Annotated in this window: 20 protein-coding genes; 14 read left to right on the top strand and 6 right to left on the bottom strand. The window is 71.4% G+C overall.

Annotated elements, in window-relative coordinates; translation table 11 throughout:
* Position 1: 1 nt before the first annotated feature.
* A complete protein-coding gene (locus IPH07_32370; GenBank protein MBK6922132.1) occupies positions 2-631 on the bottom strand; it encodes an RNA polymerase sigma factor in 630 nt (209 codons plus the stop codon).
* Between the two features lie 128 nt (positions 632-759).
* On the opposite strand from IPH07_32370, the gene IPH07_32365 reads away from it, so the two are divergent.
* Positions 760-1,758: a DUF4003 family protein gene (locus IPH07_32365; protein ID MBK6922131.1), complete on the top strand. Its 999-nt coding sequence runs from the start codon at positions 760-762 to the stop codon at positions 1,756-1,758.
* 13 nt (positions 1,759-1,771) lie between these two features.
* Here IPH07_32365 and IPH07_32360 read toward each other — a convergent pair whose 3' ends face one another.
* The 3 genes from IPH07_32360 to IPH07_32350 form a co-directional block, all read right to left on the bottom strand.
* Positions 1,772-3,193 (bottom strand): hypothetical protein, encoded by a 1,422-nt coding sequence (locus IPH07_32360; GenBank protein MBK6922130.1) that lies wholly within the window; start codon positions 3,191-3,193, stop codon positions 1,772-1,774.
* Positions 3,194-3,352: 159 nt separating this feature from the next.
* Positions 3,353-5,131, bottom strand: coding sequence for a sigma-70 family RNA polymerase sigma factor (locus tag IPH07_32355; protein MBK6922129.1), 1,779 nt, complete (start codon positions 5,129-5,131; stop codon positions 3,353-3,355).
* A gap of 143 nt (positions 5,132-5,274) precedes the next feature.
* Complete coding sequence (locus tag IPH07_32350) at positions 5,275-7,062, bottom strand: hypothetical protein (GenBank protein ID MBK6922128.1); 1,788 nt, start codon at positions 7,060-7,062, stop codon at positions 5,275-5,277.
* Here IPH07_32350 and IPH07_32345 point away from each other — a divergent pair.
* The 4 genes from IPH07_32345 (at position 7,055) to IPH07_32330 (ending at position 11,881) form a co-directional block, all read left to right on the top strand.
* A complete protein-coding gene (locus IPH07_32345) occupies positions 7,055-7,843 on the top strand; it encodes a serine/threonine-protein phosphatase (protein ID MBK6922127.1) in 789 nt (262 codons plus the stop codon). The genes IPH07_32350 and IPH07_32345 overlap by 8 nt on opposite strands.
* 142 nt (positions 7,844-7,985) lie before the next feature.
* Entirely contained in the window at positions 7,986-8,660 is a 675-nt protein-coding gene (locus tag IPH07_32340; protein MBK6922126.1) for a hypothetical protein, read from the top strand.
* Between the two features lie 33 nt (positions 8,661-8,693).
* Entirely contained in the window at positions 8,694-10,865 is a 2,172-nt protein-coding gene (locus tag IPH07_32335) for a molybdopterin-dependent oxidoreductase (protein ID MBK6922125.1), read from the top strand.
* 143 nt (positions 10,866-11,008) lie between these two features.
* The gene (locus IPH07_32330; protein ID MBK6922124.1) at positions 11,009-11,881 is read left to right on the top strand and encodes a universal stress protein; all 873 of its coding nucleotides are present in this window, start codon (positions 11,009-11,011) and stop codon (positions 11,879-11,881) included.
* Between the two features lie 6 nt (positions 11,882-11,887).
* Here IPH07_32330 and IPH07_32325 read toward each other — a convergent pair whose 3' ends face one another.
* Positions 11,888-13,762: a hypothetical protein gene (locus IPH07_32325; protein MBK6922123.1), complete on the bottom strand. Its 1,875-nt coding sequence runs from the start codon at positions 13,760-13,762 to the stop codon at positions 11,888-11,890.
* A 155-nt stretch (positions 13,763-13,917) separates the two neighbouring features.
* On the opposite strand from IPH07_32325, the gene IPH07_32320 reads away from it, so the two are divergent.
* From IPH07_32320 to IPH07_32295, 6 genes are all read left to right on the top strand, one after another.
* The gene (locus tag IPH07_32320) at positions 13,918-15,873 is read left to right on the top strand and encodes an ATP-dependent DNA helicase RecQ (protein MBK6922122.1); all 1,956 of its coding nucleotides are present in this window, start codon (positions 13,918-13,920) and stop codon (positions 15,871-15,873) included.
* Positions 15,874-15,875: 2 nt separating this feature from the next.
* Positions 15,876-16,280, top strand: a complete 405-nt coding sequence (locus tag IPH07_32315; GenBank protein ID MBK6922121.1) for a hypothetical protein — start codon at positions 15,876-15,878, stop codon at positions 16,278-16,280.
* On the top strand, positions 16,277-17,554 hold the full coding sequence (locus IPH07_32310; protein MBK6922120.1) for a hypothetical protein: 1,278 nt from the start codon (positions 16,277-16,279) through the stop codon (positions 17,552-17,554). The genes IPH07_32315 and IPH07_32310 overlap by 4 nt, the downstream gene beginning before the upstream one ends.
* 224 nt (positions 17,555-17,778) lie before the next feature.
* On the top strand, positions 17,779-18,423 hold the full coding sequence (locus IPH07_32305; GenBank protein ID MBK6922119.1) for a class I SAM-dependent methyltransferase: 645 nt from the start codon (positions 17,779-17,781) through the stop codon (positions 18,421-18,423).
* 72 nt (positions 18,424-18,495) lie between these two features.
* Positions 18,496-19,293 (top strand): RNA ligase family protein, encoded by a 798-nt coding sequence (locus IPH07_32300; GenBank protein MBK6922118.1) that lies wholly within the window; start codon positions 18,496-18,498, stop codon positions 19,291-19,293.
* An 11-nt stretch (positions 19,294-19,304) separates the two neighbouring features.
* Positions 19,305-20,423 carry an AAA family ATPase gene (locus tag IPH07_32295; protein ID MBK6922117.1) on the top strand — a complete coding sequence of 373 codons (1,119 nt, stop codon included), beginning with the start codon at positions 19,305-19,307 and terminating at the stop codon, positions 20,421-20,423.
* A gap of 58 nt (positions 20,424-20,481) precedes the next feature.
* Here the strand turns inward: IPH07_32295 and IPH07_32290 are convergent, their stop codons facing one another.
* The gene (locus IPH07_32290) at positions 20,482-21,618 is read right to left on the bottom strand and encodes a hypothetical protein (GenBank protein ID MBK6922116.1); all 1,137 of its coding nucleotides are present in this window, start codon (positions 21,616-21,618) and stop codon (positions 20,482-20,484) included.
* A gap of 141 nt (positions 21,619-21,759) precedes the next feature.
* Here IPH07_32290 and IPH07_32285 point away from each other — a divergent pair, with 141 nt between their 5' ends.
* From IPH07_32285 to IPH07_32275, 3 genes are all read left to right on the top strand, one after another.
* Complete coding sequence (locus IPH07_32285) at positions 21,760-22,461, top strand: DUF72 domain-containing protein (GenBank protein ID MBK6922115.1); 702 nt, start codon at positions 21,760-21,762, stop codon at positions 22,459-22,461.
* 108 nt (positions 22,462-22,569) lie between these two features.
* Positions 22,570-23,442 (top strand): hypothetical protein, encoded by an 873-nt coding sequence (locus IPH07_32280; protein MBK6922114.1) that lies wholly within the window; start codon positions 22,570-22,572, stop codon positions 23,440-23,442.
* Positions 23,443-23,509: 67 nt separating this feature from the next.
* On the top strand, positions 23,510-23,803 hold the full coding sequence (locus tag IPH07_32275) for a hypothetical protein (GenBank protein MBK6922113.1): 294 nt from the start codon (positions 23,510-23,512) through the stop codon (positions 23,801-23,803).
* Position 23,804 lies beyond the last annotated feature (1 nt).

Raw genomic sequence — 23,804 nt, 5'->3', positions numbered from 1 at the left:
GCTACGCCAGGCGGTCGCGGGGACGGCCCTCGGCCAGCGCCCGCGACCACCGCTCGAAGGTGTCGAGGGTCGCGCGCAGGGGCGCCCGCTCGGCCTCGCGTGCCAGCTCGGTGCGCAGGGCGTCCTTGGCCCGCGCGAGCCGGCTCTTCACGGTGCCCGGCGCAACCTCGAGGACCTGGGCGATCTCGTCGATCTTGAGTTCCTCCCAGAAGAACAGCTCGATGGTCAGCTGCATGTCGAGCGGCAGGCGACGCAGCGCGCGGAGCAGTCGCCGCTGCTCGGCGTCGGCTCCGACCGCCGCGCTCGGCGAGGGCACGTGCAGTGCAGGCGTGCGGGCCTGTCGCTCGAGCGCTCGACGCTCGCGCGCCTGTTTGCGCAGGTGGTGCAACAGATGGTTGCGCGCGATGCCCAGCAGGTAGGCCCGAACGCTCACGCTCCGGGGCATGCGCTCGCGCAGCTCGACGCAGGTCGCGAGCGTGCGCTGGATCAGATCGGGCGTCGCGTCGCCGACCCGCGGAGCGAAGAACCCGTAGAGCACGTGGAAGTGGCGGTCGAGCAGGCCCCGACCGGCCTGCGCGTCGCCGCGGCACCACGCCTCGAGCAGCGCGTCGTCTCCGAGCAGTTCGGGCATCGCGGCGGCGAGGGTACCGCGGCAAAGCCGCTCGCGCGGCCGGCGTCGGCAGCTGGCGGGTGTGAGAAACGCCAGGGCCTGCACGCGCGGGGTGACGCCCCGTCGCCACCCAGGGCAAGCTGACGGCCATGCCGTTTCGCGATCCTCTCGCAGCCCACGGAGGTGGGTTCGATCCGCTGCAGCGCGTCGGCGAGCTGTTCGCGGCCTTCGACGCCGAGCGGGGGATGTTCGGCGATCGTGCGCCGCTGCGGCTGGGCGCGGTGATGTTGGCGTCGATGGCCGGGTCTGCGGCCGAGCTCACGCAGCGCGTGCGTGGGTGCGCCGCCCGACTCGATCAGCACTACGGCGGGTGGTTCTCGAGCGTCGATCGCTCGGTGAGCTTCGTGATCGCCGCGACGCTGTCGCGCAGCGGCGAGTCGGTCGAGTCCTTCGTCGAGGCGATCGACCGCCTGCGCGCACGGATGGACCAGCTCGGCGTGCGCCGCGGCGGCGTGCACTCGCTCATCGCCGCGATGGTGCTGCGGCAGGTCGTGGCGGGCGAGCCCGGCGAGCCCGAGGTGCTGCGCATGCGTCTGATCTACGAGCGCATGAAGCACCACCACTGGTTCCTGACCGGGCCCGAGGACCTCGCCGCGTGCGCGATGCTGGTCGCGCGGCCCGGCACGCCGCACGAGATCGGTGATCACGTCGAGGCGATCTACCGACGGCTCGCGGCCGCGCCGAAGATCTGGTCGGGCGATGAGCTGCAGACCGCGGCCAACGTGCTCGGGCTCATCGAGCTCGCACCCGACGAGGTCGCGACGCGGTTCCTCGAGCTGGCCGCGAGCCTGCGCGAGCGCGGCGTGAAGGTGCGCAGCGGCGAGTACGACGAGATCGCGGTGCTGGCGTTCCTGCCCCGCAGCGCGCCGCAGATCACCGAGCGGGTGGTCGCGATGCGCGAGCGCATCCTCGCGGAGCTGTCGTGGTACGAGACCTCGATGGCGACCAACCTCGCTGCCGACCTCGTGTTCGTCGAGTTCCTGCAGAGCGACGACGATCCGCGCATCGCTGCGCTGGCGCGCGCGAAGTTCGTGCTCGACATGCAGTCGATCGTCGCGAGCCGCCAGGCCGCCGCCGCGACCGTCTAGAGGGAGGGACGCGTCAGCCGGGTGGGTTCGCGACGTTGTTGAGGCCCCAGCCGGTCATGTCGCTGTACGTGTACGGCCCGTTCAGCTGGTTGTACTCGTCGATCTGCAGCGTGTCGGGATCGACTCGGAACGCGCTCTGGTACATGTCGACGACCCACACCTTGCCGGTGAAGTCGATGCTCACGCCCTTGGGCGAGCTCGCGGCCAGGGGGATCTGCATGCCGAGCGCGAGCGTGTCGGCATCGATCTCGCGCACGCCCGGCAGCTGATAGTCGGCCAACCACATGCGACCCAGCTGATCCTGCTGGATGCCGTAGCCGAGCGCTCCGAACGTGTCCCAGGTGTCGGTCGACGGGGTGTAGCGGGCGCTGGCAGTGCAGAACGAACCGATCCACGGTCGGCCGTCGCGATCGACGGTGAAGCCGTACGGGCAGATCTCCGACGGCACCGGTACCGTGTCGTAGGTGAGGTCCGACGCGTCGACGCGCACGAGGTAGGTCGCCGGCACGTCGTAGGTGTCGTAGATGACGAACCAGAAGTCACCGGCGGCATTGACCGCGCCGCCATACGCTCCGAAGTAGCCGATCGGCACGTCGGGCATGGGGATGAGCGCATCGACCGAGCCGTCGTCGCCGTTCAAACGCACGACCTCGAGGCTGTCGATCACGTTGTTCTGGCCGCCGGCGGTCCACAGCATCTCGTCTTCGTACTTGCAGGTGGCCTCGTTCAAGGTCCCCGGCGCCCACGCGACCGGTCGCTGCGTCGAGTAGGCGAACGGGGTGTGCCACGCGACGCACTCCTCCACGCCCCACGCGAGCACGTCGTTCTTGCCGGTCGAGGTCTGCAGGCCGGCCATGCCGTTGGTCTCGGCGCAGTCCTCGGGGCGCGCGTAGACCTTGGTGATGCCGCCCAGGCGATTGGCGACCGCGACGTCGCCGGAGAGATTCACGGAGGTGCGGCTCGGGCTGCCCGCGGTGTCGCTGCGGGTGTGGTAGCGGCCCTCCTCCTCCATCGTCTCGGTGTTGATCTTCGAGATCGTGCCCTCGGCGCTGTTGCTCACCCAGATGTACGAGAAATCGGTGCCACCCTTGCCGCCGCCGCGGTCGCACGCCGGCGGGCCCACGTCGGGTCCGACACCGAGATCGAACTTGGTGCCGTCGGTCGAGTCACCGGCGCCCGTGTCGGCGGCGGTGGTGGCCGTCGTGCCCGCCGAGCTCGACATCGTCGCCGAGGCCTCGGTGCCGGCGCTGGTGTCGGCACTCGCGGTCGCGTCGGTGAGCGACCCGCTCGCGCTGGTGCCCTCGGCCGAGCCGGTCGCCGCGGGACCCTCACCGCCGCAGGCGCCCAGCCACGCCGCCGCAACGAACAGCGCTGCGCCCACGCGATCACGCGGCCTCGCGTCGCGTGGGGACTCGTCGTCGCTTCGCATCGCCATGTCCACCGATTCCATGCCGGCGATCCTCGCAGCTCGGCCCCGTGGCCTGCAACCGCATTCCTCGCGGCGCCGATGCTCGGCGCTGCGCCGAGCGGATCAAGGGTGTACCCCACGCGAGGCCCCGGCCTGGCGAGGCCCCGCGGTGGTGGTCGACGCGCGTCAGCGCGGTGGCACGGTCGCGCCGGCCTGGGCGAGCTCGTCGTCGATCACGTCGCGGAAGGCGTCGACCGCTTGGCTGCCGACGACGAGATCGCCGTTGATGAAGAACGCCGGGGTGCCCTGCGCACCGGCGTGCATGCAGACCTCGCGCTCGTCCGCGACGATCTGACCGGTCGCGTCGGCGCGCATGTCGGCCTCGAATCGCGCGACGTCGAGGCCCTGCGCGCGCGCGAGCTCGACGATGGCCTCGAGCGTGCGCGCCTCGGGGTGATCGAAGAGCGCCTCGTGCATGGCCCAGAAGCCGCCTTGCTTGCGCGCTGCGATCGCGGCGCGGGCCGCGAGCTCGGCGGTGGCGTGCATGTCGAGCGGGAACTGCAAGAAGTGGAACGAGAGCTTCTCGCCGTAGCGGGTCGCGAGCTCGTCGAGGGTGTCCTGGGCCTTGCGGCAGAAGCTGCAGTCGTAGCCACCGCACTCGATGATCGAGACCGGCGCGGTGCTGCGCTCACCGATCGCGGCCACCGCCTGCTCGGGCTCGCGCTTGCCGGCCGCGCTCGGGGCCGGCAGCGCCCATGTGCTGCGATCGGCGAGCTTGGCGGCGTGTTGCGCGTCGCCGATCACCGCGTCGACGATGCGCTGTTCGCCGGTCGGCACCGCATCGACGAAGGCGTGGTCCAGCGCCTTGGCCACGCAGGCCTCGAGCTGTGGGAAGTGCTCGGCGTCGGGATCGTCGACCTCGTCGAAGTCGGCGTCGGGGTCGACGCAGGGCAACTTGCGACCCTGCGTCACGTCGACGCCGGTGATGGCGTTGCCGTCGTCGCCACCGGCGACATGGATCGACAGCTCGTAGCGCTCGTCGCGACGGGTGCCCGGTACCTGCGCCTGGCACTGGGCGAACACCGCGGCCAGCTGTGCGTCGTCGGACAGCGACATTCGCATCGGCACACCAGGATCGCACTGGCCATCGCAGCTGTTGCCGTCGTCGGCGGGCGCGGGCGCGTCTCGGTGCGGTGGCGCGGGGTCGAGGGCGGCGCGATCGGTCGCTGCGACGGCGCCTGCACTCGCGCCTGCGTCGGCGACGACCGTGGGCGCCGAGCTGGGCGCCAACGCGGCCTCGTCGCCGTGGGATGCAGCCGACGATTGTGTGATTGCGACGGCCAGTGCTCCGCCCGCGGCGACGCTGCCGAGGGTCCAGTGGAGAATTGCAAACTTACCCATGGTCGTGACTCCGGCGGCCCGTGGCGCCTCGCGCCCGGGCCATGCTGCGAGCGCCACTGCACCGCCGCACCATCGCTGACGGTTGCCGTATCGCTCGTCGAGTTGCTCGCGAATGCGCCGCAGTCCCTCGTGGATCTGCCAGCGCACCGTCGCCGGCGGACAGCCAACGACGCGCGAAATCTCGGAGGGTGCCTGGCCGTCGAAAAAGCGGGCCTGTAGCACCGAGCGATACGGATCCGAGAGCGTGGTCATGGCCTCGGTCATCGCCGCCACGAGCTCCTCGTGGGCGGCGAGCTCGTCGAGGGCGGGCGCGCAGTCGGTCGTGACCAGCTGGCGCTCGCGTTCGTGCCGGCGTCGTTCTCGACGCAGACGCATGCGCAGCTCGTTGCGCATGACCTGTCGCAGCCACGCCCGCACGCGGTCGGCCCGCGGTGGGGGCGAGCGCAACGCGGTGACGAACGTGTCCTGCACGAGGTCGTCGGCACCGTCGTTGCGGGCCAGGCACCACGCCAACGCCCGCAGGTCATCGGTGTGGGCGGTCAGGCCCGTGGCTTCGTCTCGCATCACTCGCGAGACCAGATGCCGCGGAGCCGCCAGCGTTGGTTCGAAATCCTGTGAGTTGGCTCCGCAGGGCACACGACGGACGGCGAGTCGCACGCGCGCGAGAACGTCGCGAGCTCGGGCGCGCTATCCCGCCGGCGGTCGGGTCACTTCTTGCCGCCGAACAGGCCCTTGCGCCCGGGCGCGGCGGGCGAGCCGGTGCGGGCGGTTCGCAGCGCACGGGCCTGACGTTCGGCGTCGATCAGCCGCGGATCGAGCTGCGCAGCCTTGCCGAGCGCCGCGATCGCGGGATCGACCGCGCCGAGGTCCTTGAGGACCATGCCGCGGAAGTAGTGCGCGCGGGCGATGAGGGGCGCTCGCGAGACCACGCCCGCGAGGGTCTTCTCGGCCGTCATCGCGTCGGCGCGCGTCTTGGGCGACAGGTTGTACTCGCACCACGTCAGCGCCGCCTGCAGATCGGGCTCGTCGGCGGTGAGCGCCAGTGCGCGCTGGAAGTACTCGAGCGCGCGATCGAAGCGGTTGGCCTTGAGGAACTTGTCGCCGTCGCGCGCGAGCACCTCGCTCTCGAAGGCGGCGCGGGCCATCGCGGTCGCATCGGCACCGGTCTGGGTCGGCGATACGCCGCGCTCGATCGCGTCCTTGAGGGTCTCGCGCTTCTGCTCGTCGGAGAGCAGCACGTTGGCCTCGCTCAACGCGGCGAACACGTTGCCCACGCGGTCACGCAGGTGGGCGAGCCCGCGGGCCGCCATGGTGTCGGGGTGGAAGCGCCGGCTCAGCTCACCGAAGGCACGTTTGGCCTCGCGCTTGCCGGCGTCGAGCTCGAGCCCGAGCAGCTCGAACGCGTGGCTGCCGGTCTCGAGCTTGCGCTCCAGCGCGACCAGCTCGGCGATGAATTCTTCGTTGGTCTGCGGGCGCTCCACCGGCTCGGCGGCCACGACCTCGGCGGTGGGCGCCGCCGCAGGACGCGGTGGCGCGCCACCTGCGGGGGCGCTCGTCGATGCGCCCGCGGGTGCGCTCGCGACCTTCGTGGTGGTCGGCTTCGCGGTCGCGCCCGCGCGCGGTGCCGTCATGGTCGGGCGCGTCGACGGGCTCGTGGGTGCCCGCGGGGTCGCCTCGACCACCATCGCCGCCGCACCGACGCGCAGCATCTGGCACGACCACAGCGTCAACACGAGCTGCGCCACGCGCTTGCGCGAGGCCCCCGGCGCGCGCGACAGATCGTCGAACGTGGTCGGCACCGCGAGCCGCTCGAGCAGGGCGTCGTCGCCGGCGCTGAAGCGAAAGTGGTCGTGGTAGCGCGGCAGCGCCGAGGTCGTGACCATCGCGCCGGCCAGCGCCTCGCCCATGGCAGCGGCCACGCGGGCCTCGTCGAAGTGCAGCAGCACGCCGGCCCACACCAGCTCGAGCGTGTTGACCTTGCCGAGATCGGGGCCCTCGAACTCGCCCGCGGTGACCACCACCTCGCCGGTTCGCAGACCGAACAGCTCGAGGAGTTTGCGTTGGCACTGTCGGCGAAGGCCCTCGTTGAGCCCGGCCTGATCGATCAACCCCGAGCGCAGCAGCACCTCGCCGAGCTTGCCGCCCTCGGCCGCCATCGTGCGCAGCGCCGCGGACAGCTGCTCGGCCTGGATCAGCGACTCGGCCACCAGGACCTCGCCGAGCGCCTGCACCGCGGAGATCCAGTCGGTGAAGACGGCCATGCCACCGCGGAACCACACCGTGCGCGGCCCCGCCGGGTCGGGCTGCTCGAGCTGCAGCGTCCCAGTGAAACGCTGGTGCAGCAGCGCGAACAGCAGCCGCGGCAGCGGGACCTGCTCGAGCTGGACTGACTTCGCGCCTGCGGCCCGTGGGCGTCCGAGCTCCATCTTCGCGTGCAGGTCGAAGTCTACCCGAAAGCCGCGCAGATCGGTTAGCGTCGTCGCTGCGATGAGCATCAGCTTCCCGGACAGTGGCTGCCGGATTCGCTTCTCGGGCAAGACCGACATCGGCCGGGTGCGCGATCACAACGAGGACAACATCCTGCTGCCGACCGAGCTGCCGCTCGCTGCGGTCTCCGACGGCATGGGCGGCCACGCCTGCGGCGAGGTCGCCAGCAACATCGCGGTCGAGACCGTCGGCAGCTTCTACCAGCAGACCGCCGCCGACAGCCCGTCGACCTGGCCGTTTCGCATGCCCCAGCTGCACATCGAGCGCGATCGCATGACCGCGGCGGTGAAGCTCGCCAACAACCGCATCCACGAGACCGGCCTCGGTGACCCCAGCAAGAAGGGCATGGGCTGCACCCTCGACGCGATCTACTTCAGCCAGGGCCGCTGCTACATCGGGCACGTCGGCGACAGTCGTGTCTATCGCATCCGCGGCGGTCACATCAGCCAGCTCACCGAGGATCACTCGCTGCTCAACGACTACCGGCGCATGCGCGAGATGAACGGCGAGGAGCTCGAGAACTTCAGCTACAAGAACGTCGTCGTGCGGGCGCTCGGACTCACGCCCAACGTGTTCGTCGACGTGATCGTCGAGGAGTACGCGCGCGGCGATCTCTACGTGCTGTGCTCCGACGGCCTCTCGGGCATGCTCGCCGACCCGCTCATCATGCAGACGGTCACGCGCTTCGAGAGCATCGACACCGCCGCCACCCAGCTCATCAACCAGGCCAACGAAGCCGGCGGGGTCGACAACATCTCCGCGGTGGTCGTGCGCATCGAAGGCGGCTGATCGGCGTCCCCCGTCGCGCCGGTGTCGTCCCCGGGGACAGCACCGGCCCGCAGCGCGAGCGGGGAGGTGGCGGGCGCGGCCACGGCCCACGAACCCGTCGTGCGAGTTGGGGCTGGCACTCGTCTTGCTCATGCGATGCGGCATGAACACCCCGCGTTTCTTCTTCGCTGCGCTGACCTGCCTGCTGCTCGCGCCCGCCTGCACCATCGACGTCGATGTCGATCGCGAGGTCGACAGTCGCGTACGCCTCGAGCTCGAGTTGCAGGGCGAGTGCGAGGGCAGCGGCGAGCTCACCACCGACCAGGGCAAGAGCGTCTACACCAAGACGCTGGCCGACGATGGCCTCACCTGCGTGATCGAGGTGCGCTGGAACGGCACGCTGGTCGACATGGCCGAGCTGCGCGACGACATCGGTGAGGAGGTCGACGTCGACGACGTCACCATCGAGAGCGTCGCGATGTCACTCGAGGCGGCCGTGATTGCCGATGCCCAGGGCAAGGGCGTGACTCCGCCGTTGGTGCCGTACTTCGCCGCCGAAGTCGAGTCGGACGGTGACCGCCTGCTGTCGATCGAGCGCGAGGGCGTCGCTCGGCTGATCGCCGAGCCGTTCGATCTCACCGTCTCGCCGCGCTTCACCGGCACGGTCGACCGCGCGCTCCACCAGGGCACCACCGTGCGTGGCACCGCGGTCGCAACCCTGCACCTGCGTACCGAGGATCTCGCGCCGCTGCAGGGCCGCGAGGATCCGGCGGCCATCCAGATGGAGCTCGTGACCACGGTCGGCGCGACCGCGAAGGTGCACCCGCTGCGGCGGTAGAGCCCCGGCGGCGCGCGGGGTACGCTGGCGCGCATGCCAGCGGCCCGCACCCACCATCGCTCGTGTTCGCTGTGCGAGGCCATGTGTGGCCTGGTGTTGACCGTCGAGGACGACCGCGTCGTGGCGGTGCGCGGCGACGACGATGACCCCTTCAGCCGCGGCTTCATGTGTCCCAAGGGGCCGGCGTTGGTGGCCCTGCACGAGGATCCCGATCGCGTGCGCGAACCCCTGCGGCGCACGGCTTCCGGCTGGCAGCGCATCGGCTGGGACGAGGCGCTCGACGAGGCCGCGACGCGCATCCACGGGCTGCAGCGTCGCCACGGCCGCGACGCGCTGGCGGTCTACATCGGCAACCCCGCGGTGCACAACGTCGGTGCGATGTTGTACGGGCCCGAGTTCCTGCGCGCGCTGGGCACCCGCCATCGCTACTCGGCGACCTCGGTCGACCAGCTGCCGCAGATGCTGGCGGCATACCTGATGTACGGCCACCAGCTGCTGATGCCGGTGCCCGACGTCGATCACACGCAGCACATGATCGTGCTGGGCGGCAACCCGCTGGTCAGCAACGGCAGCATCATGAGCGCGCCCGACATGAAGCGCCGGCTGCAGGCGCTGCGCGAGCGCGGCGGCACCCTGGTGGTGATCGATCCACGTCGCACCGAGACCGCCGCGATCGCCGACCGCCACCTGTTCGTACGGCCCGGCAGCGACGCGTTGCTGTTGGCGGCGATGCTGCACGTGCTGTTCGCCGACGGCCTGGTGTCGACCCGCGAGCGCGCCGCGCCGGTGCGGCACGAGGCCGAGCTGCGCGCGATCGTGCAGCCATTCGCGCCCGCGCGCGTCGCCGCGGCGACCGGCATCGACGCCGCCACCATCCGCCAGCTCGTGCATGACTTCGTGGCCGCGGAGTCGGCGGTGCTCTACGGCCGCGTCGGCGTGTCGATGCACCCGTTCGGCAGCCTCTGCCACTGGTTCATCGGTGCGTTCAACCTGCTGACCGGCAACCTCGATCGCCGCGGCGGGTCGATGTTCGCCACGCCGGCGTTCGACATCATCGGCAACAAGCCGCCGCTCGGCCTCGGGCGCGGCAGCTTCGGTCGCTGGCGCTCGCGCGTGCGCGGGCTGCCCGAGTTCGGCGGCGAGCTGCCGGTCGCGACCCTCGCCGAGGACATCGAAGCCGGCGGCGACGACGGCATCCGCGGGCTGGTGACGATCGCCGGCAATCCCGTGCTGTCGGCGCCCAACGGCCCGCGGCTCGATGCCGCGCTCGCGCAGATGGAGTGCGTGGTCGCGATCGACTTCTATCTCAACGAGACCACCCGCCACGCGCACCTGCTGCTGCCGCCGACCGGCCCGCTCGAGCACGCCCACTACGACGTGGCCCTGCACGCGCTGGCGGTGCACAACACCGCGAAGTACAGCGCACCGGTGTTCGAGCGCGGGCCCACGCAGCGCCACGATCACGAGATCCTCGCCGGTCTCGAGCGACGTCTACACGCCCTGCGCGGTGCGCCCTTGTCGACGCGGATGCAGGTGCGGCTGCGCGAGCAGCTCGGCCCCGAGCGCATCCTCGCGCTGGGCCTGCGCGTGGGACCGTGGGGCTTCAAGGGTGGCTTTCGGCAGGGCTGGCGCGGGGTCTCGATGGCGCGGCTGCGCAGCTCGCCGCACGGCGTCGATCTCGGGCCGCTGCTGCCGTGCCTGCCGTCGCGGCTGCCGTCGCGCCGCGGCGGCGCAGAGCGATACATCGATGTCGCGCCCGCCGAGCTGCGCGGCGACGTCGCGCGCCTGCAGTCGAGCCTCGAGCGCGGCGACGATGATGCGCTGCTGCTCATCGGTCGTCGGCAGCTGCGCAGCAACAACTCGTGGATGCACAACCTGCCCAAGCTCATGGCCGGCAAGCCCCGCTGCACCCTGCGCATGCACCCCGACGACGCCCGCGCGCGGACGCTCGACGACGGTGCGACCGCGCGGGTGCGCTCGCGCGTCGGCGTGCTCACGTGCATCATCGAGCACGACCGCGACATGATGCCCGGCGTGGTGAGCCTGCCCCACGGCTTCGGCCACGATCGCGAGGGCACCGGCCAGCAGGTCGCGCGCGCCCACGCGGGGGTCAGCATCAACGATCTCACCGACGAGCAGCGCGTCGACGCAGTCAGCGGGGTCGCGGCGTTCTCCGGCGTGCCGGTCGAGGTCGAGCGGGCGTAGGCGAGGTCGCTTTGGCGGCGGCGCGCGAGCGTCGTGGCGTCCGCGAACACCCGCACGGGTCGACCCTGGCGGCGCCGCGCCCGGCGGAATTCGCAGAAGCTGCGCGTGGCGCGGCCTCGATCGGCGCGCACACTGTGGCCGGCATGAAGTGGATCATCGGCATCGACCTGGGGGAGCGGAGCGAGGGCGCGATCGAGATGGCGGCGTGGTTGCACGCGCACCACCGCGACTCGCAGAGCGCTGCGCCGACGCTGGTGGGCGCGTACGTCCTCGATGGTGCTGCGCGCTCGCGGGCCGAACACGCCGGCGGCGGTGCGATCGTCGCGCGCGCCGAGGCGGCGCTGCAGCAGGCGGTCGCGCGCGCCGAGGCCACCGCGATGATCGGCGAGCTGCGCGTGCTCGAGGCACCCGCGATCGACGACGCGCTGGCGCGTGCGGCCAGCGAGCCGCAGGTCGACGGCCTCGTCCTCGGTCGCATCGCCGCACGCGACAGCCACGCGTTGGTGCGGCTGGGCTCGATCGCGCGGCGGATGCTGCGAAGGCTGCCGGCGCCGGTGATGATCGTGCCGCCGGATCTCCCCCGCGACCGCGTCGGCAAGGGCCCGATCCTCGTCGCCACCGACCTCGGCGCCAGCGCGGTCCGTGCGGCGCAGCTCGGCGAGCGCCTCGCGAAGGATCTCGGTCGCGAGCTGATCGTGGCCCACGTCGACTGCACGATGCGCGCCTGGCCGACCTTCTACGGCGAGGGCATCGCCCAGGTCGCGACCACGCCCACGCGCACACGTGCGGACGTCGGCGACTGGCAATCGCTGCACGGGCTCGGGGGCGAGCCGCGGGTGCTCTCGGGCATGACCCCGCTCGACGGCCTCATGGCCGAGGCCGATCGCATCGATGCGCCGGTCGTCGTCTGTGGGGCCGAGCACGTCGGTCCGCTCGACCGGCTGTTCGGATCCTCCACGGCCTCCGACCTCGCGCGGCTGTCGCGACGCGCAGTGCTGGCGGTGCCCGCGGTCTGACGGGCCCTACGGCAGCGTGACCGGCACCGTCACGGTGTTGTTGCCGTAGTCGCGCTCGACCAACAACGGCAGCGCTGCGTCGCTGCGCGCCGGGTTCACGGTCGCGCGCAGCGTGTAGTCGCCCGCGGGCACGTCGGTCACGTCGATCCACTGACACGGCAGCGCCGACTCGTAGATGTCTGCGAAGCCGCGGCTGATGCCTTGGTTCAAGCAGTCGAACTTCGCGTGTGCCGTGGGCCACGCCCAGCTGTACGAGTCGAGCAGGCAGAAGCCGAGCTTCTGACCAGCCGCAACCAGCCCCTCGGTGGCGTCGCGCAGCTCGTAGCTGGCGTAGTCGTCGAAGTGATAGTGGTCGTGGCAGGCCGAGTAGTGGAAGACGTCGGGGTTGTTGGCGGCGACGCCGAGCGCCAGGTCGCGGGCGCCGACGTTGGGCGTGACCAAATCGAAGCGGAGGATCGTGCGCAGGCCCGGAGCGTCGACGCAGCCCTCGTAGAGCAGGCAGCTGTCGGGATCGACCATCACGTCGGTGAGCACCGGCATGATGAACGGCTGCACGATCGTGAGGTCGGGTGCGGGACAGCCCAGCGGGCCGTTGCCGGGATCGTCGGGGCTCGCGGTGGGGTTGTCGTAGTCGAGGCCGGCGACCGGCGTGGTGCAGCGCCACGCGCCGGTGTGAATCGTGCCCTGTGGGCAGCACGACAGCGCGTCGGGGCAGGCGGCCTCGCCGAGCGTCGGGTCGCACGCTCCGCCCTCTGCGCTGCTGCACAACGTCGAGCGCTCATGGCCGATCACCGCGACGGTGTCGATCGCGGCCTCGACGATGCCGGTACCATCGTCGCGCGCGGTGATCCGCAGCCGCATGCCATCGACCCGCGGTAGCCCGCAGCCGAGGTACTCGCGCGGGGTCCACCGGTTCTGCGGATCGTCGAGGGTGGCGGCCGCGAGCGCCTCGAGCTCGTAGGCATCGAAGCCGTCGGGTGCCGCCGCGTTGGGCGCGAGTAGCTCGATGCGCAGCGCCGTGGTGGCGTCGGCATCGGACTTGTAGAGGTAGCGTCGCAGCTGCACCGTCGCGGTGGCCCAGCCCGACAGGTCGAACGGCGGCGACAACAGCACGGTCGCGCCGCCGGCCACGTCCTCGTCATCGACGATCGCGTCGGGGTTCTGACCGGTGAACATGCAGCTGTCGCCGCCATCGCAGCGATCGGGCTGCGCACGCACGCCCGTGTGCAGCGTCGGCACCGGGTTGCCGCGCACCCACGCCCCGGCACTCGCGTCGCCCGAGACCGTCCAGTCGCCGTCGTCCTCGAAGCGGTCCTCGAACACGACGTGGGCCTCGCTGTCGGCCACGGTGGTGAAGCTCCACGTCGCGCTGCGCTCCGACGTGCGGCTGGGATCGTCGCGCTCGAACGCCTGCACCGACCACGCGAAGCTGCGCGCCTCCGCGAACAACAGCGGCCCCACACACGGGCCTTCGAAGCCGGGCTCGTCGCCCTGCACGCCGTTGGTCAGCTCGGTGTCGTCGACGAACACGCGGTACCGCACCGCGTCGCCGTCGGGATCGACCACGGGCGTCCAGCACAGCGAGGTCTCGAGCGGCACTTCGAGCGCGCCGTCGGACGGGCTCGCGAGCATCGGCACCGGTGGCAGGCTGTTCGTGCCGTCGTCCGAGCTGGCGAGGGTCTCGCTGCTGCCGCCCTCGGCGAGGGTCGTGGTCGTGGGCGACCAGGTGGTGAAGCCGGTGGCCGTGGCGGCGCCGGTGCTGTCATTGCCCGGCGCGGGAACGTCGGCGCACGCGAGCGCGCCCGCGGCCCCGACGATCGCAACGCGCCACGACGCGCGTCGTGGCGCGCTGGGCCTCGCAGGTCGCATCGAAGGTCGCACCGCGATCCAAGCATAGGCGAGGGCTGACCCCGCGGGACACTGGCGAGGCTGGCGCGATTCGGACGCGCGAGTGCGCGACGCCCTCGCGCGATCGTGGGCCGCGGCCGTCCGAGGCGCCGCACAGCCACGCTGCGTGGCCATCTCGTGGCTGGGACTTGTGCGTGCGGTGGCCGATTGAGCAGCATGTGAGCCCGCGATCTCGTACCGACGTGTCCGCCGCAGCCTCAGCCCCCGAACTCGACGCCGCGCTCGCGCAGCTCGGCTACCAGGCGTTCCGCCCGGGCCAGGAGCACGCGATCCGCACGCTCATCGATCACGGCCGTCTGTTGCTGGTCGCGCCGACCGGCGGCGGCAAGAGCCTCGGCTACCAGCTACCGGCGGTGGTGCTGCCCGGTGTCGCGCTGGTGGTGTCGCCGCTGGTCGCGTTGATGCAGGACCAGGTGCAGGCGCTGCAGGCCCGCGGCGTGGCGGCAACGTACCTCGCGGCCACGCTCGACGGCGACGAGGTCCGCGCGCGCATGGCTGGGGTCGCGCGCCGCGAGTTCAAGCTGGTGTACGTCGCGCCCGAGCGGCTGGCGTTCCCGGGCTTCCGCGCGCTGCTCGGCAAGCTCCCGCTGTCGCTGGTCGCGGTCGACGAGGCCCACTGCATCAGCGAGTGGGGCCACGACTTCCGACCCGAGTACCTGATGATCGGCGAGCTGCTGCGCGAGCTCGAGCCGGCGCGCATCATGGCGTGCACGGCGACGGCGACCCCGGTCGTGCGCGACGAGATCCTCTCGCGGCTGGGCCTGCCGGCCGACACGCCGCAGCTGGTGCACGGCTTCGCGCGGCCCAACCTCACGTTGCGCGTGGCCGAGCTGCGCGTCGCCAAGGAGCGCGAGCACGGCGTCGACGCCATGCTCCGCGAGGCGCTCGAGGGCCCGTCCGCCAACACCGGCGCGGCGATCGTCTATGCCCCCACGCGCCGCACCGCGCAAGAGGAGGCCTCGCGGCTGCGCAGCGCGGGCTGGCGCGCGGCGCCGTACCACGCCGGCATGGATGGCAGCCATCGCGAGCAGGTGCTGCGCGACTTCAGCAGCGGCGAGCTGGCGGTGGTGGTGGCGACCAACGCGTTCGGCATGGGCATCGATCGCGGGGACGTGCGCGCGGTGATCCACCTCGCGCCGCCGGGGTCGATCGAGGCGTACTACCAAGAGGTCGGCCGCGCGGGCCGTGACGGCGCGCCCGCGTTCGGCCTGATGATGGTCACGCCCGCCGACCTGCCGCTGCGACGGCGCCTGCTCGAGCGCGACATCGACGATCGCGCGCCGAACCCGGCGGTGGTCGAGCACAAGTGGTCGATGTTCCTCGAGCTGATGCGCTGGGCCGAGGGCGGGAGCTGCCGCCACGACGCGATCCTGCGCTACTTCGGTGACGAGGCCGAGACCCTGCACGGCTGCGGTCGCTGCGACGTGTGTGCCTCGCTCGAGGGCGAGCCGGTGCCCGAGGCCGAGGTCGAGCTCATCGTGCGCAAGGCGTTGTCCGCGATCGCACGGGTGCACCAGCGCTTCGGCATGCAGATGGCCGCGAAGCTGCTGATGGGCGTCACCGATCCGCGACTCGAACGCTCGGGCCTGGCGCAGACCAAGACCTTCGGCGCGCTCGCGGATCGCAGCGAGGCATGGCTCACCAAGCTGCTGCGCCGCTGCGTGTCGGCCGGCTGGGTCGACTTCCACGGCGACGAGCGACCAGTGGTGTTCCTGACGGAGCTCGGCCGCGAGGTCATGACCGGCAAGCGACCCGCACGCTTGCTGCTGCCCAGCGACGCACCGGCGGTGCCGCGGGCCGGCGGCCGCGGGGCCTCGCGTGCGGGCACCGAGCACGTCGTCGAGCTCGACCCCGAGGCGGCGGTCGTGTTCGAGGCGTTGCGACGGCATCGCATGGATCGAGCGCGTGCCGAGGGCGTACCGCCCTATGTCGTCGCCAGCGATCGCACGCTGCGGGAGATCGCGATGCTGCGGCCGCGCACGAACGAAGAGCTCTCGCTCGCCCATGGCATCGGGCCGACCAAGCTCGAGCGCTATGGCGAGGGTCTGCTCGCCACCGTGGCGGCGGCGCGCGGGGCGGTCTGACGATGCGGCGTCGGGCCGTGTTGCTCGCGCTGGCCTACCTCGCGATCGCGCGCGCGCTCGGCAACGTGTACCCGTTCTCGACCTTCGAGATGTACGGCGGCACGCGCCTGACCAGCGCCAGCCGCATCGCGGTGGTGGTGAACGGCGAGGTGCACGAAGTCGAACGCTTCACGCGCTGGCATTGTGCGACGCCGCCCGATCCCGATCCGCGGCGGTGCACGCAGCAGTGGCCATTCTTCCACGTCGAGGCCCGCGATCGCGAGGCGCTCGCCCACGTCGAGCTCGCGCCGACCCCGGCTGACGAGGGTCGCGACGCGACGCTGGTGCGACGGGTGTGGCGGTTGCCCGAGCACGGCGCCCCGCAGCCGGACGACTGCATCCTCGCGCGCTGCGAGGTCGCACCGTGAGCGCCGCGATCCCGTCGCCGTGGGACGGCGGCGATCGTCGCTGGCTCGCGCGCACGCTCGCGGTGGTGGCGGTGCTCGATGGCCTCGACGCCAGTCGCGACGCGTTCGCGCCCACGGTGGTCGCCGCCCATCCGCTCGCGCCGACCTGGTTGCTGGCCCACGCGGCGCAGGTCGGCCTCGCGCTCGCGGCGGTGGTGCTGGTCGCTGCGCTGGCTTGGTGGCGACGACCGTGCTCGCTGCGCTGGCCATGCGTCGTATTGGTGACCTCGTGCGCGCTGATCGAGCTGGAGTCGGCCCGCAACGCCGGGCCCTGGCGCGCGCGCTTCTTCGTCGGCGCGATGATCCTCGGGGCCATCGTGGGTCGCATGTGGGCCCGCCGTGCTCGCGCGCACGAGGAGCGCGCCGCCGAGTGGGGGGCCATCGCGACGCTTTCGGCGTGCTACCTCGCGGCCGCGACGAGCAAGCTCGGTGGCGCAGGCCCGGCGTGGGTCGACGCCACGACCTTGCGGGCGGTCGCGCTGACGCACGCCTTGGTCGACGCGCAGGGCTTCACCGCGGCACTCGCCGACGCGCCCGGCCTGGCGCGCGTCCTCGCGGGAGCGACCGTGGTGGTGCAGCTCTTCGGTGGTCTGGGCCTGCTCGTTGGCGGTCGCACGCGCACGATCGCCGCGCTCGCGCTGGTCGGCTTCCACCTCGGGGTCGCGACCTTCGCCCGCATCGGCTACGGCCAGCCGGTGGTGTTGCTGCTGGCGTTCGGGCTGCCGTGGCCGCGCTGGTTCTCCGCGGCGCGCAGCGTCGAAGGCGAGGCATCGATCCCGTCGCACCCCGCCGCGGCCGATCGCGTGTTCGCGCTCGCGTTGGTGTCGATCGTAGCGCTCGCATGGTCGGCCACGCCGGTGCGGGACTACGCGGCCGCGCACCACCGTCCGCGGGCGCTCGACGCCGGCGACAGCGCGCCGCGCGTGCCGACCGACCGGCTGGGTCCGTTGGCGCACGGCGAGCAGGTCGCGAACTGGCGCATCGACGAGCTCGCCTGCGAGCCCACGCGCGCGATGGTGGTGCTGCAGCACGGCCAGCACGGGCGCGTGGTGCTGTGGGTTGCCGGGGTCGACGAGGCCCGCGGGAGCCCCTTCGATCGCGCCCACGTGAGCGTGGCCTACGAGGCCCGCCCAGGGGCGGAGCTGCCGTTCGCCGCCGCCGCGACCATCATCGCCGATCGTCTCGAGGCTGCCGCGAGCGACGGCACGAGCTGGTGCGCCGTGCCGCAGCCGTGATCGCGCGTGGGAGCAATGCACGTGCCACGCGAACTGGCCCCGCGTCGCCGACGATACCCGAGCGATCCTGCAGCCGGTCGTCGGTCGAGGGCCGCGGCGATCCGAGCGGTGGCGCCGACAGTCGCCACGCGCAGGGCCCCTGCGGTCCGAGATCCATTCGCATCCGCCTCCCGGCCCGCGGGCGTCTCCGACGGGTGCGCGCTACGCTGCTGCGCTCGCCCGCGATGGACGACGACTCCCATGACCTCACGCTCGTGCGCGCGTTCATCCGCGGTCGTGCACCCGAGCTCGCGCGGCTCGACGATGACGCGATGATCGAGGCCGCGCTCGCGCAGGGCCTACGTCTTCACAAGTTCAAGCGCACCGCGATGCTGCCGCGCGTGCAGCGGGTGCTCGGGATCCTCGAGGGCCTCGAGCCGACCAGCATCCTCGATGTCGGCAGTGGTCGCGGGGTGTTCCTGTGGCCGCTGCTCGAAACGATCCGCGGCATCGCGGTCACGGCGGTCGATCATGATCCGATTCGCGTCCGCGATCTGCAGGCCGTCGCTGCCGGTGGCATCGCGCGCCTCGCGGGCGTCGAGGCCGACGCAGCGGCGCTGCCGTGGCCGGCCGCGAGCTTCGACATCGTGACCGCGCTCGAGGTGCTCGAGCACGTCGACGACGCGGTGCCGGTCGCACGCGAGCTCCTGCGAGTGGCGCGGCGGTTCGTGGTCGTGTCGGTGCCGAGTCAGCCCGACGACAATCCCGAACACGTGCGCCTGTTCGACGGCGACACGCTCTCACGCTTGTTCCTGGACCTCGGCGCGCCGCGGGTGCAGCTCGCATGGGTGCCTGGACACATCATTGCGATCGTCGCCCGCGCGCGCTGATGCGCGGTCTCGCGAGTGCAGCGTCGTCATCGTGCTCGCGGTTGGTCTCGGGTAGGATCCCTCGCTCGCGCCATGGAGCTGCTCAAGTACCCACGCACGCGGCACATCGAGGGCTCCCGCCTGCAGCCGGGCGATCACGATCTTGCCGCCGTCGCACTCGCGAGCCTCGATCAGCGGCACGCGACGCTGGTGATCGAGGAGAAGCTCGACGGGGCGAACGCGGGCATCTGCTTCGACGACGACGGCGCGCTGCGATTGCAGAGCCGCGGGCACTTCCTCACCGGCGGCGGGCGCGAACGACACTTCGATCTTCTGAAGACCTGGGCGACCCGACACCGCGAGGCGCTGTGGCGGGTCTTGGGGTCGCGCCACGTGCTGTACGGGGAGTGGCTGTACGCCAAGCACACCGTCTTCTACGACGAGCTGCCGCACTACTTCATGGAGTTCGACATCTACGATCGCGAGCGCGGCGAGTTCCTCGACACCGATCGTCGCCACGCGCTGCTCCGAACTGCGCCGGTGGTGTCGGTGCCAGTGGTGCACCGCGGTGAGGTGCGCGACGTCGCGTCGCTACGGCGGCTCGTCGGGGTCTCTCGCTACAAGTCTGCGAGGTGGCGCGAGGCCCTGCGTGAGGCCGCCGAGCTCGCCGAGCTCGATGTCGAACGCATCGAGCGCGAGACCGACCTCCAAGACGAGGCCGAGGGGCTCTACCTCAAGCACGAGCAGCACGGCGTCGTCATCGGCCGCTACAAGTTCGTGCGCGCCAGCTTTCTCACCGCGGTGGTCGACTCCGGCTCGCACTGGCTCTCGCGTCCGATCGTGCCCAATCGCCTGCGCGCCGGTGTCGATCTCTTCGCGGAGGCCACGTGATTGCGTCCTTCATGCCGAACGCACCGCCGTGGTCGATCGACTGGGACGCGATCACGTGCGCGTTCCCGTGGGTCGCGGCGATGCGCGGCGTGGTGCAGGACCCCGTGCACCATCCCGAGGGCGACGTGTGGATCCACAGTCGCATGGTCTGCGAAGCGCTGGTGTCGCTGCCGGCGTGGCAGCGCTCGGCGCCCGCGGTGCGCCTGCGGCTGTTCGCGGCGGCGCTGCTGCACGACGTGGCGAAGCCGCACACCACCGTCGTGCAGGAGGATGGTCGCGTGCGATCCCCAGGGCACTCGCCGCGAGGGGCCGTGATGGCGCGCGGCATCCTGTGGCGGCTGGGCTGGCACGCGCGCGAGCGCGAGCCGGTGTGCGCCTTGGTGCAGTACCACCAGGTGCCGTACTTCGTCGTCGATCGCGTTGATGCCCGCGCGGTGGTGATTCGACTGTCGCAGTCGTGTTCGGCCGCGGAGCTCGCGATGCTGTGCGAGGCCGACGTTCGCGGGCGTACCGCGCTCGACACACCGCGCATGCTCGACAACATCGCGCTGTTCGGTGAGCTGTCGGATGAGCTCGGCTGTCTCGACCGGCCGTATCCGTTCGCGAACGATCACGCGCGCGCGATGTACTTCCACCGCAGTGACCGCGATCCCGACTGGGCTGCGTGGGACGACACGCGCATGACGGTCACGGTGATGTCGGGCCTGCCCGGCGCGGGCAAGTCGAGTTGGGTGCGCGAGCATGCCGGCGATCAACCGTTGGTCGCACTCGACCGCCTGCGCGAGGAGCTGGAGGTCGACCCCACCGAGCACCAGGCGAAGGTGATCGCCCGCGCCCGCGAGCTGGCGCGCGAGCACCTGCGAGCTGGCCGGTCGTTCGTGTGGGACGCGACCAACCTGAGCCGTTCGCTGCGACGCAGCGTGGTGACGCTGTGCTACGACTACGGTGCGCGCGTGCGGATCGTACACGTCGAGGCACCGGAGCCGGTGCTGCGCGCCCGCAACCGCGCGCGACCGGAGCCTGTGCCCGATGACGTCATCGACCGCCTGGTGCAGCGCTGGGAGCAGCCCCAGCGCACCGAGTGTCACGAGCTGCTGTGGCTGCCCGACGACGACGTCACTGCGCGATGACCTCGATCGTCTCGTTGCCGGCAGCGCGCAAGAGCCCGATCGGCGCGATCACGGTCGCCTACGGGAAGAAGTCCCCTTCGAACACGAAGCCGAGCACGATGTACGGCACGCCGGCGGAGACGTCTTGGCCGGTGCGCCAGCGGTGCTTGGCCCACCACTGAACGAGCAAGAAGGCAGTGGGGTTGTACCAACGCTTGCGCGAGACGCCGGTGCGCTTGGCGGCCTTGGCACGCCACTTCGGCGGTGCGTAGAGGATCGCGGGGCCGATGCGGTGGGTGTCGTTCAGGTTGGTGGTGGCCTCGCCCGCCAGGTACATGTCGTCGCGATAGAACGCGTGGGTGTACGTGTAGCGGGCGCCGACGCGCAGGCCGAAGTCGAACAGGTACAGCGCGTCGGCGTCGTTGGTCACGACCCAGCCGCGATCGGGCTGCAGGATGTCGAGCGTCTGGTCGTAGTAGACCGTGTCGGCGCGGCCGGTCCGCGGGTCGGTCTTCATGTCGAAGTCGACCCAGTAGAACTTCACGTTGTCGCGCACCGCGAAGCGCCCGACCTTGGCCTGCAGCAGCGCCGACAACGTGACCATGTGGCCCATCGCCGGGTAGCGCTGGTCGGTACGCTCGTCGAGCTTCGTATCCGAGTAGCTCGCCGCCGGGCTCTGGAACGTCTGCATCTGATCGAAGGTCTTGAAGTAGCCGACCGCGTTGTAGATCGCCTGGAGGTTGAGCACCGCCAGGGGTTGGAACTCGAGCATCGGCCCGACGCGACCGAAGGCCGGGTTCAAGAACGTGTGGGCCTTGAGCGCGAGGTAGCTCTCCTTGAACAACGTGGTGTTGCGATCGATCAGCTGCATGCGCCAACCGAAGGTGAACTCGTTGACGAGACCGAGCGGGTTGTAGCGCAGCGCCGTGAGGTTCTTGTAGACGAAGCGATGCCGCTGCAGACCCTTGCGACGCCCGTCGCCCTCGCGAAGCTCGGTCGACGCAGCCGCGGTCGGCTCGGGCGTGTCGCTCGGCGCAGGCGTGGGTTCGGGCGTGGGCTCGGGCGTGGGTTCGGTGGCCGTCGGGGCCGGGGCCGCCGTCGGGCCCTCGACCGGTCGCGGGTTCAGCGGTGCGCTGGGCTCGGCGCTCGTGGCCACCGCAGTGGCTGGCTCCGCGAGGGTGAACGACAGCGCGAGCGAGGCGAGCGAGGCGAACAACACGACCTCCACGGTAGCCACCCGGCTGCGGCCATGTCCACCCGCACCGTACGATCCGTCGTGCACGATCGTTCCCATTGCCACCGCCGGCATGTCGGTGGCGACGGGGGCCGCGAAAGCTTGCTACCCTGACGCGCGATCGTGCACGTGCGCATCGGCTCGAGCGGCTTCAGCTACGACTTCTGGCGCGGCGACTTCTATCCCGCCGATCTCGCGAGCGACGACATGCTGGCGTTCTACGCCGCGCGCTTCGACACCGTCGAGATCAACAACACCTTCTATCGCATGCCCAAGGCCGAGGTGTTGCGGCGCTGGGCGGACGTGGTGCCCGCGGACTTTCGCTTCGTCATCAAGGCATCGCGACGCATCACGCACATGTCGCGCCTGCGCGACACCGCCGACAACGTGCAGTACCTGTATCGGCAGCTCGAGTCGCTGGGCGACAAGCTCGGGGCCGTGCTCTACCAGTGCCCGCCGTTTCTGCGCCGCGACGACGCGGTGCTGCAGGCGTTCGTCGCCGCGCTGCCGACCGAGCACCGCGCGGCGATCGAGTTCCGCCACCGCTCGTGGTTCTGCGACGAGGTCTACGCGGTGCTGCGCGGTGCGGCCGTGTGCCTGTGCGCCTCCGACGAAGACCAGCCCGATCCGCCGCTGGTTGCGACCGCGCCGATCGGCTACCTGCGCCTGCGCGCCGACGACTACGACGACGGCGCGCTCGGCGACTGGCTCGCGCGGGTCGGCGCCGCATGGCCGGAGAGCTACGTGTTCTTCAAGCACGAGCAGAGCGCGCCCGGACTCATCACCCGCGGCCGCGCCCTGCTCGCGGCGGTGGCATCCCCCTGATCGCGCGCAGCGGCCATCCCACGGCCGCCGGGCGGGGACCGATCGATCCGTCGGCGCCCACGCGACGTAGTAGGATCGCGGGCGGGTCGTGCAGGCCCGCCCACTCCCATGTCGATGCTCCCGCGTGCGCGCATGTTCCTGCTCGGTGTGGCCCTCGGCGCCACCCACTGCGATCGCGCCGACGACGACGACGCGCCGCTGACGTGCACCGACGAAGACGCGACGCGACTGTTCGACGAGCGCATCGCGCCGTTGCTGTCGTCGGAGCGGCAGTCGACCTGCAACGAGTGCCACCTCTCGGGCGTCAACCTCGGGCTCTACGGCCAGGGCGATCCGTGCGCCACGATGGCATGCATGGTGGAGTCGGGCATCGTGGATCTCGAACAGCCGCGGGAGAGCGTGGTGCTGAGCTGGATCCTGCGCGCCGAGCCAGCCAACGCCCTCATCACGCAGCGGGTCATCGACGCCGAGCACGACGCCGTGTTGCAGTGGATCGAGTACAACGCGCGCTGCGGCGCCGAGGTGTGTCCGAGCATCGACGACCCATGCGGCGGCACCCAGGTGCTGGCCGGCGAGTGCGAGGTGCCGAACTCGTCGCAGGCGAGCGGCGCGCGTCCCTACGAAGATCCGGGTGACTGCAGCGACCGCACGCTGGAGGAGGGCTTCGCGGCGCTGGTGTACTCGTGGCGCGGTCGCTGTTACCCCTGCCACTTCGACAGCCACGACGGCGACCCCGAGGACGCGCCGCGGTGGATCAAGGACGGCGCGTGCGATCTCGGATCGCTCGCGACCATGCGCGAGGTGGTTGGCTCGGGGCTGCTCGACGCGGCGACCCCCAGCCGCAGCCTGTTGCTGACCAAGCCGCTGGCGGAGCAGGCCGGTGGCGTCGTGCACGGCGGCCACGACAAGATGCCGAGCACCGCCGACCCCGCGTATCAGGACTACGCGAAGTGGATCGAGATGTGGGCGCGTTGCCAGTAGGGCCGTTCCCGCCGTGGGCGCAGCTGGCGGTCGGCCGGGCGCATCGCTATGCTCCGCGCCGACGACGATGGCGACCCACTACAAGGCGCACACGTTCCGCGAGGACGAGACCTGGGAGAGCATCGACACCTACTGGAGCAGCCCGTTGTCGTACTGGTCGCGCAAGAGCATGCGCATCGAGCCGCCGGTGCCGCTGCGCGTGGTGGTGCTGGGTCGCGTGATCGCCGAGTCCGAGGCTGGTTGGATCAACTACGGCGGCGTGTGGGCGATGCTGATCCAGGTCGTGCAGGCGAAGGGGCGCACCGGGCAGCGCGTCCGCGCCGAGATCACCGACGAGACCATCCACGAAGACGAGTACTAAG

The organism is Deltaproteobacteria bacterium (genome assembly GCA_016709225.1).
Lineage (GTDB): Bacteria > Myxococcota_A > Polyangia > Nannocystales > Nannocystaceae > Xiheibacterium > Xiheibacterium phototrophicum.
Note: the sequence above shows the minus strand (reverse complement) of the source record. Positions and strands in the feature narration are given on the sequence as shown.

Bases quoted from the DNA above. Each gene is read 5' to 3' on its own strand.
- IPH07_32370 (MBK6922132.1), bottom strand. From the start codon at position 631: ATGCCCGAACTGCTCGGAGACGACGCGCTGCTCGAGGCGTGGTGCCGC.
- IPH07_32365 (MBK6922131.1), top strand. From the start codon at position 760: ATGCCGTTTCGCGATCCTCTCGCAGCCCACGGAGGTGGGTTCGATCCG.
- IPH07_32360 (MBK6922130.1), bottom strand. From the start codon at position 3,193: ATGGCGATGCGAAGCGACGACGAGTCCCCACGCGACGCGAGGCCGCGT.
- IPH07_32355 (MBK6922129.1), bottom strand. From the start codon at position 5,131: ATGCGAGACGAAGCCACGGGCCTGACCGCCCACACCGATGACCTGCGG.
- IPH07_32345 (MBK6922127.1), top strand. From the start codon at position 7,055: ATGAGCATCAGCTTCCCGGACAGTGGCTGCCGGATTCGCTTCTCGGGC.
- IPH07_32350 (MBK6922128.1), bottom strand. From the start codon at position 7,062: ATGCTCATCGCAGCGACGACGCTAACCGATCTGCGCGGCTTTCGGGTA.
- IPH07_32340 (MBK6922126.1), top strand. From the start codon at position 7,986: ATGAACACCCCGCGTTTCTTCTTCGCTGCGCTGACCTGCCTGCTGCTC.
- IPH07_32335 (MBK6922125.1), top strand. From the start codon at position 8,694: ATGCCAGCGGCCCGCACCCACCATCGCTCGTGTTCGCTGTGCGAGGCC.
- IPH07_32330 (MBK6922124.1), top strand. From the start codon at position 11,009: ATGAAGTGGATCATCGGCATCGACCTGGGGGAGCGGAGCGAGGGCGCG.
- IPH07_32315 (MBK6922121.1), top strand. From the start codon at position 15,876: ATGCGGCGTCGGGCCGTGTTGCTCGCGCTGGCCTACCTCGCGATCGCG.
- IPH07_32305 (MBK6922119.1), top strand. From the start codon at position 17,779: ATGGACGACGACTCCCATGACCTCACGCTCGTGCGCGCGTTCATCCGC.
- IPH07_32300 (MBK6922118.1), top strand. From the start codon at position 18,496: ATGGAGCTGCTCAAGTACCCACGCACGCGGCACATCGAGGGCTCCCGC.
- IPH07_32295 (MBK6922117.1), top strand. From the start codon at position 19,305: ATGCCGAACGCACCGCCGTGGTCGATCGACTGGGACGCGATCACGTGC.
- IPH07_32280 (MBK6922114.1), top strand. From the start codon at position 22,570: ATGTCGATGCTCCCGCGTGCGCGCATGTTCCTGCTCGGTGTGGCCCTC.
- IPH07_32275 (MBK6922113.1), top strand. From the start codon at position 23,510: ATGGCGACCCACTACAAGGCGCACACGTTCCGCGAGGACGAGACCTGG.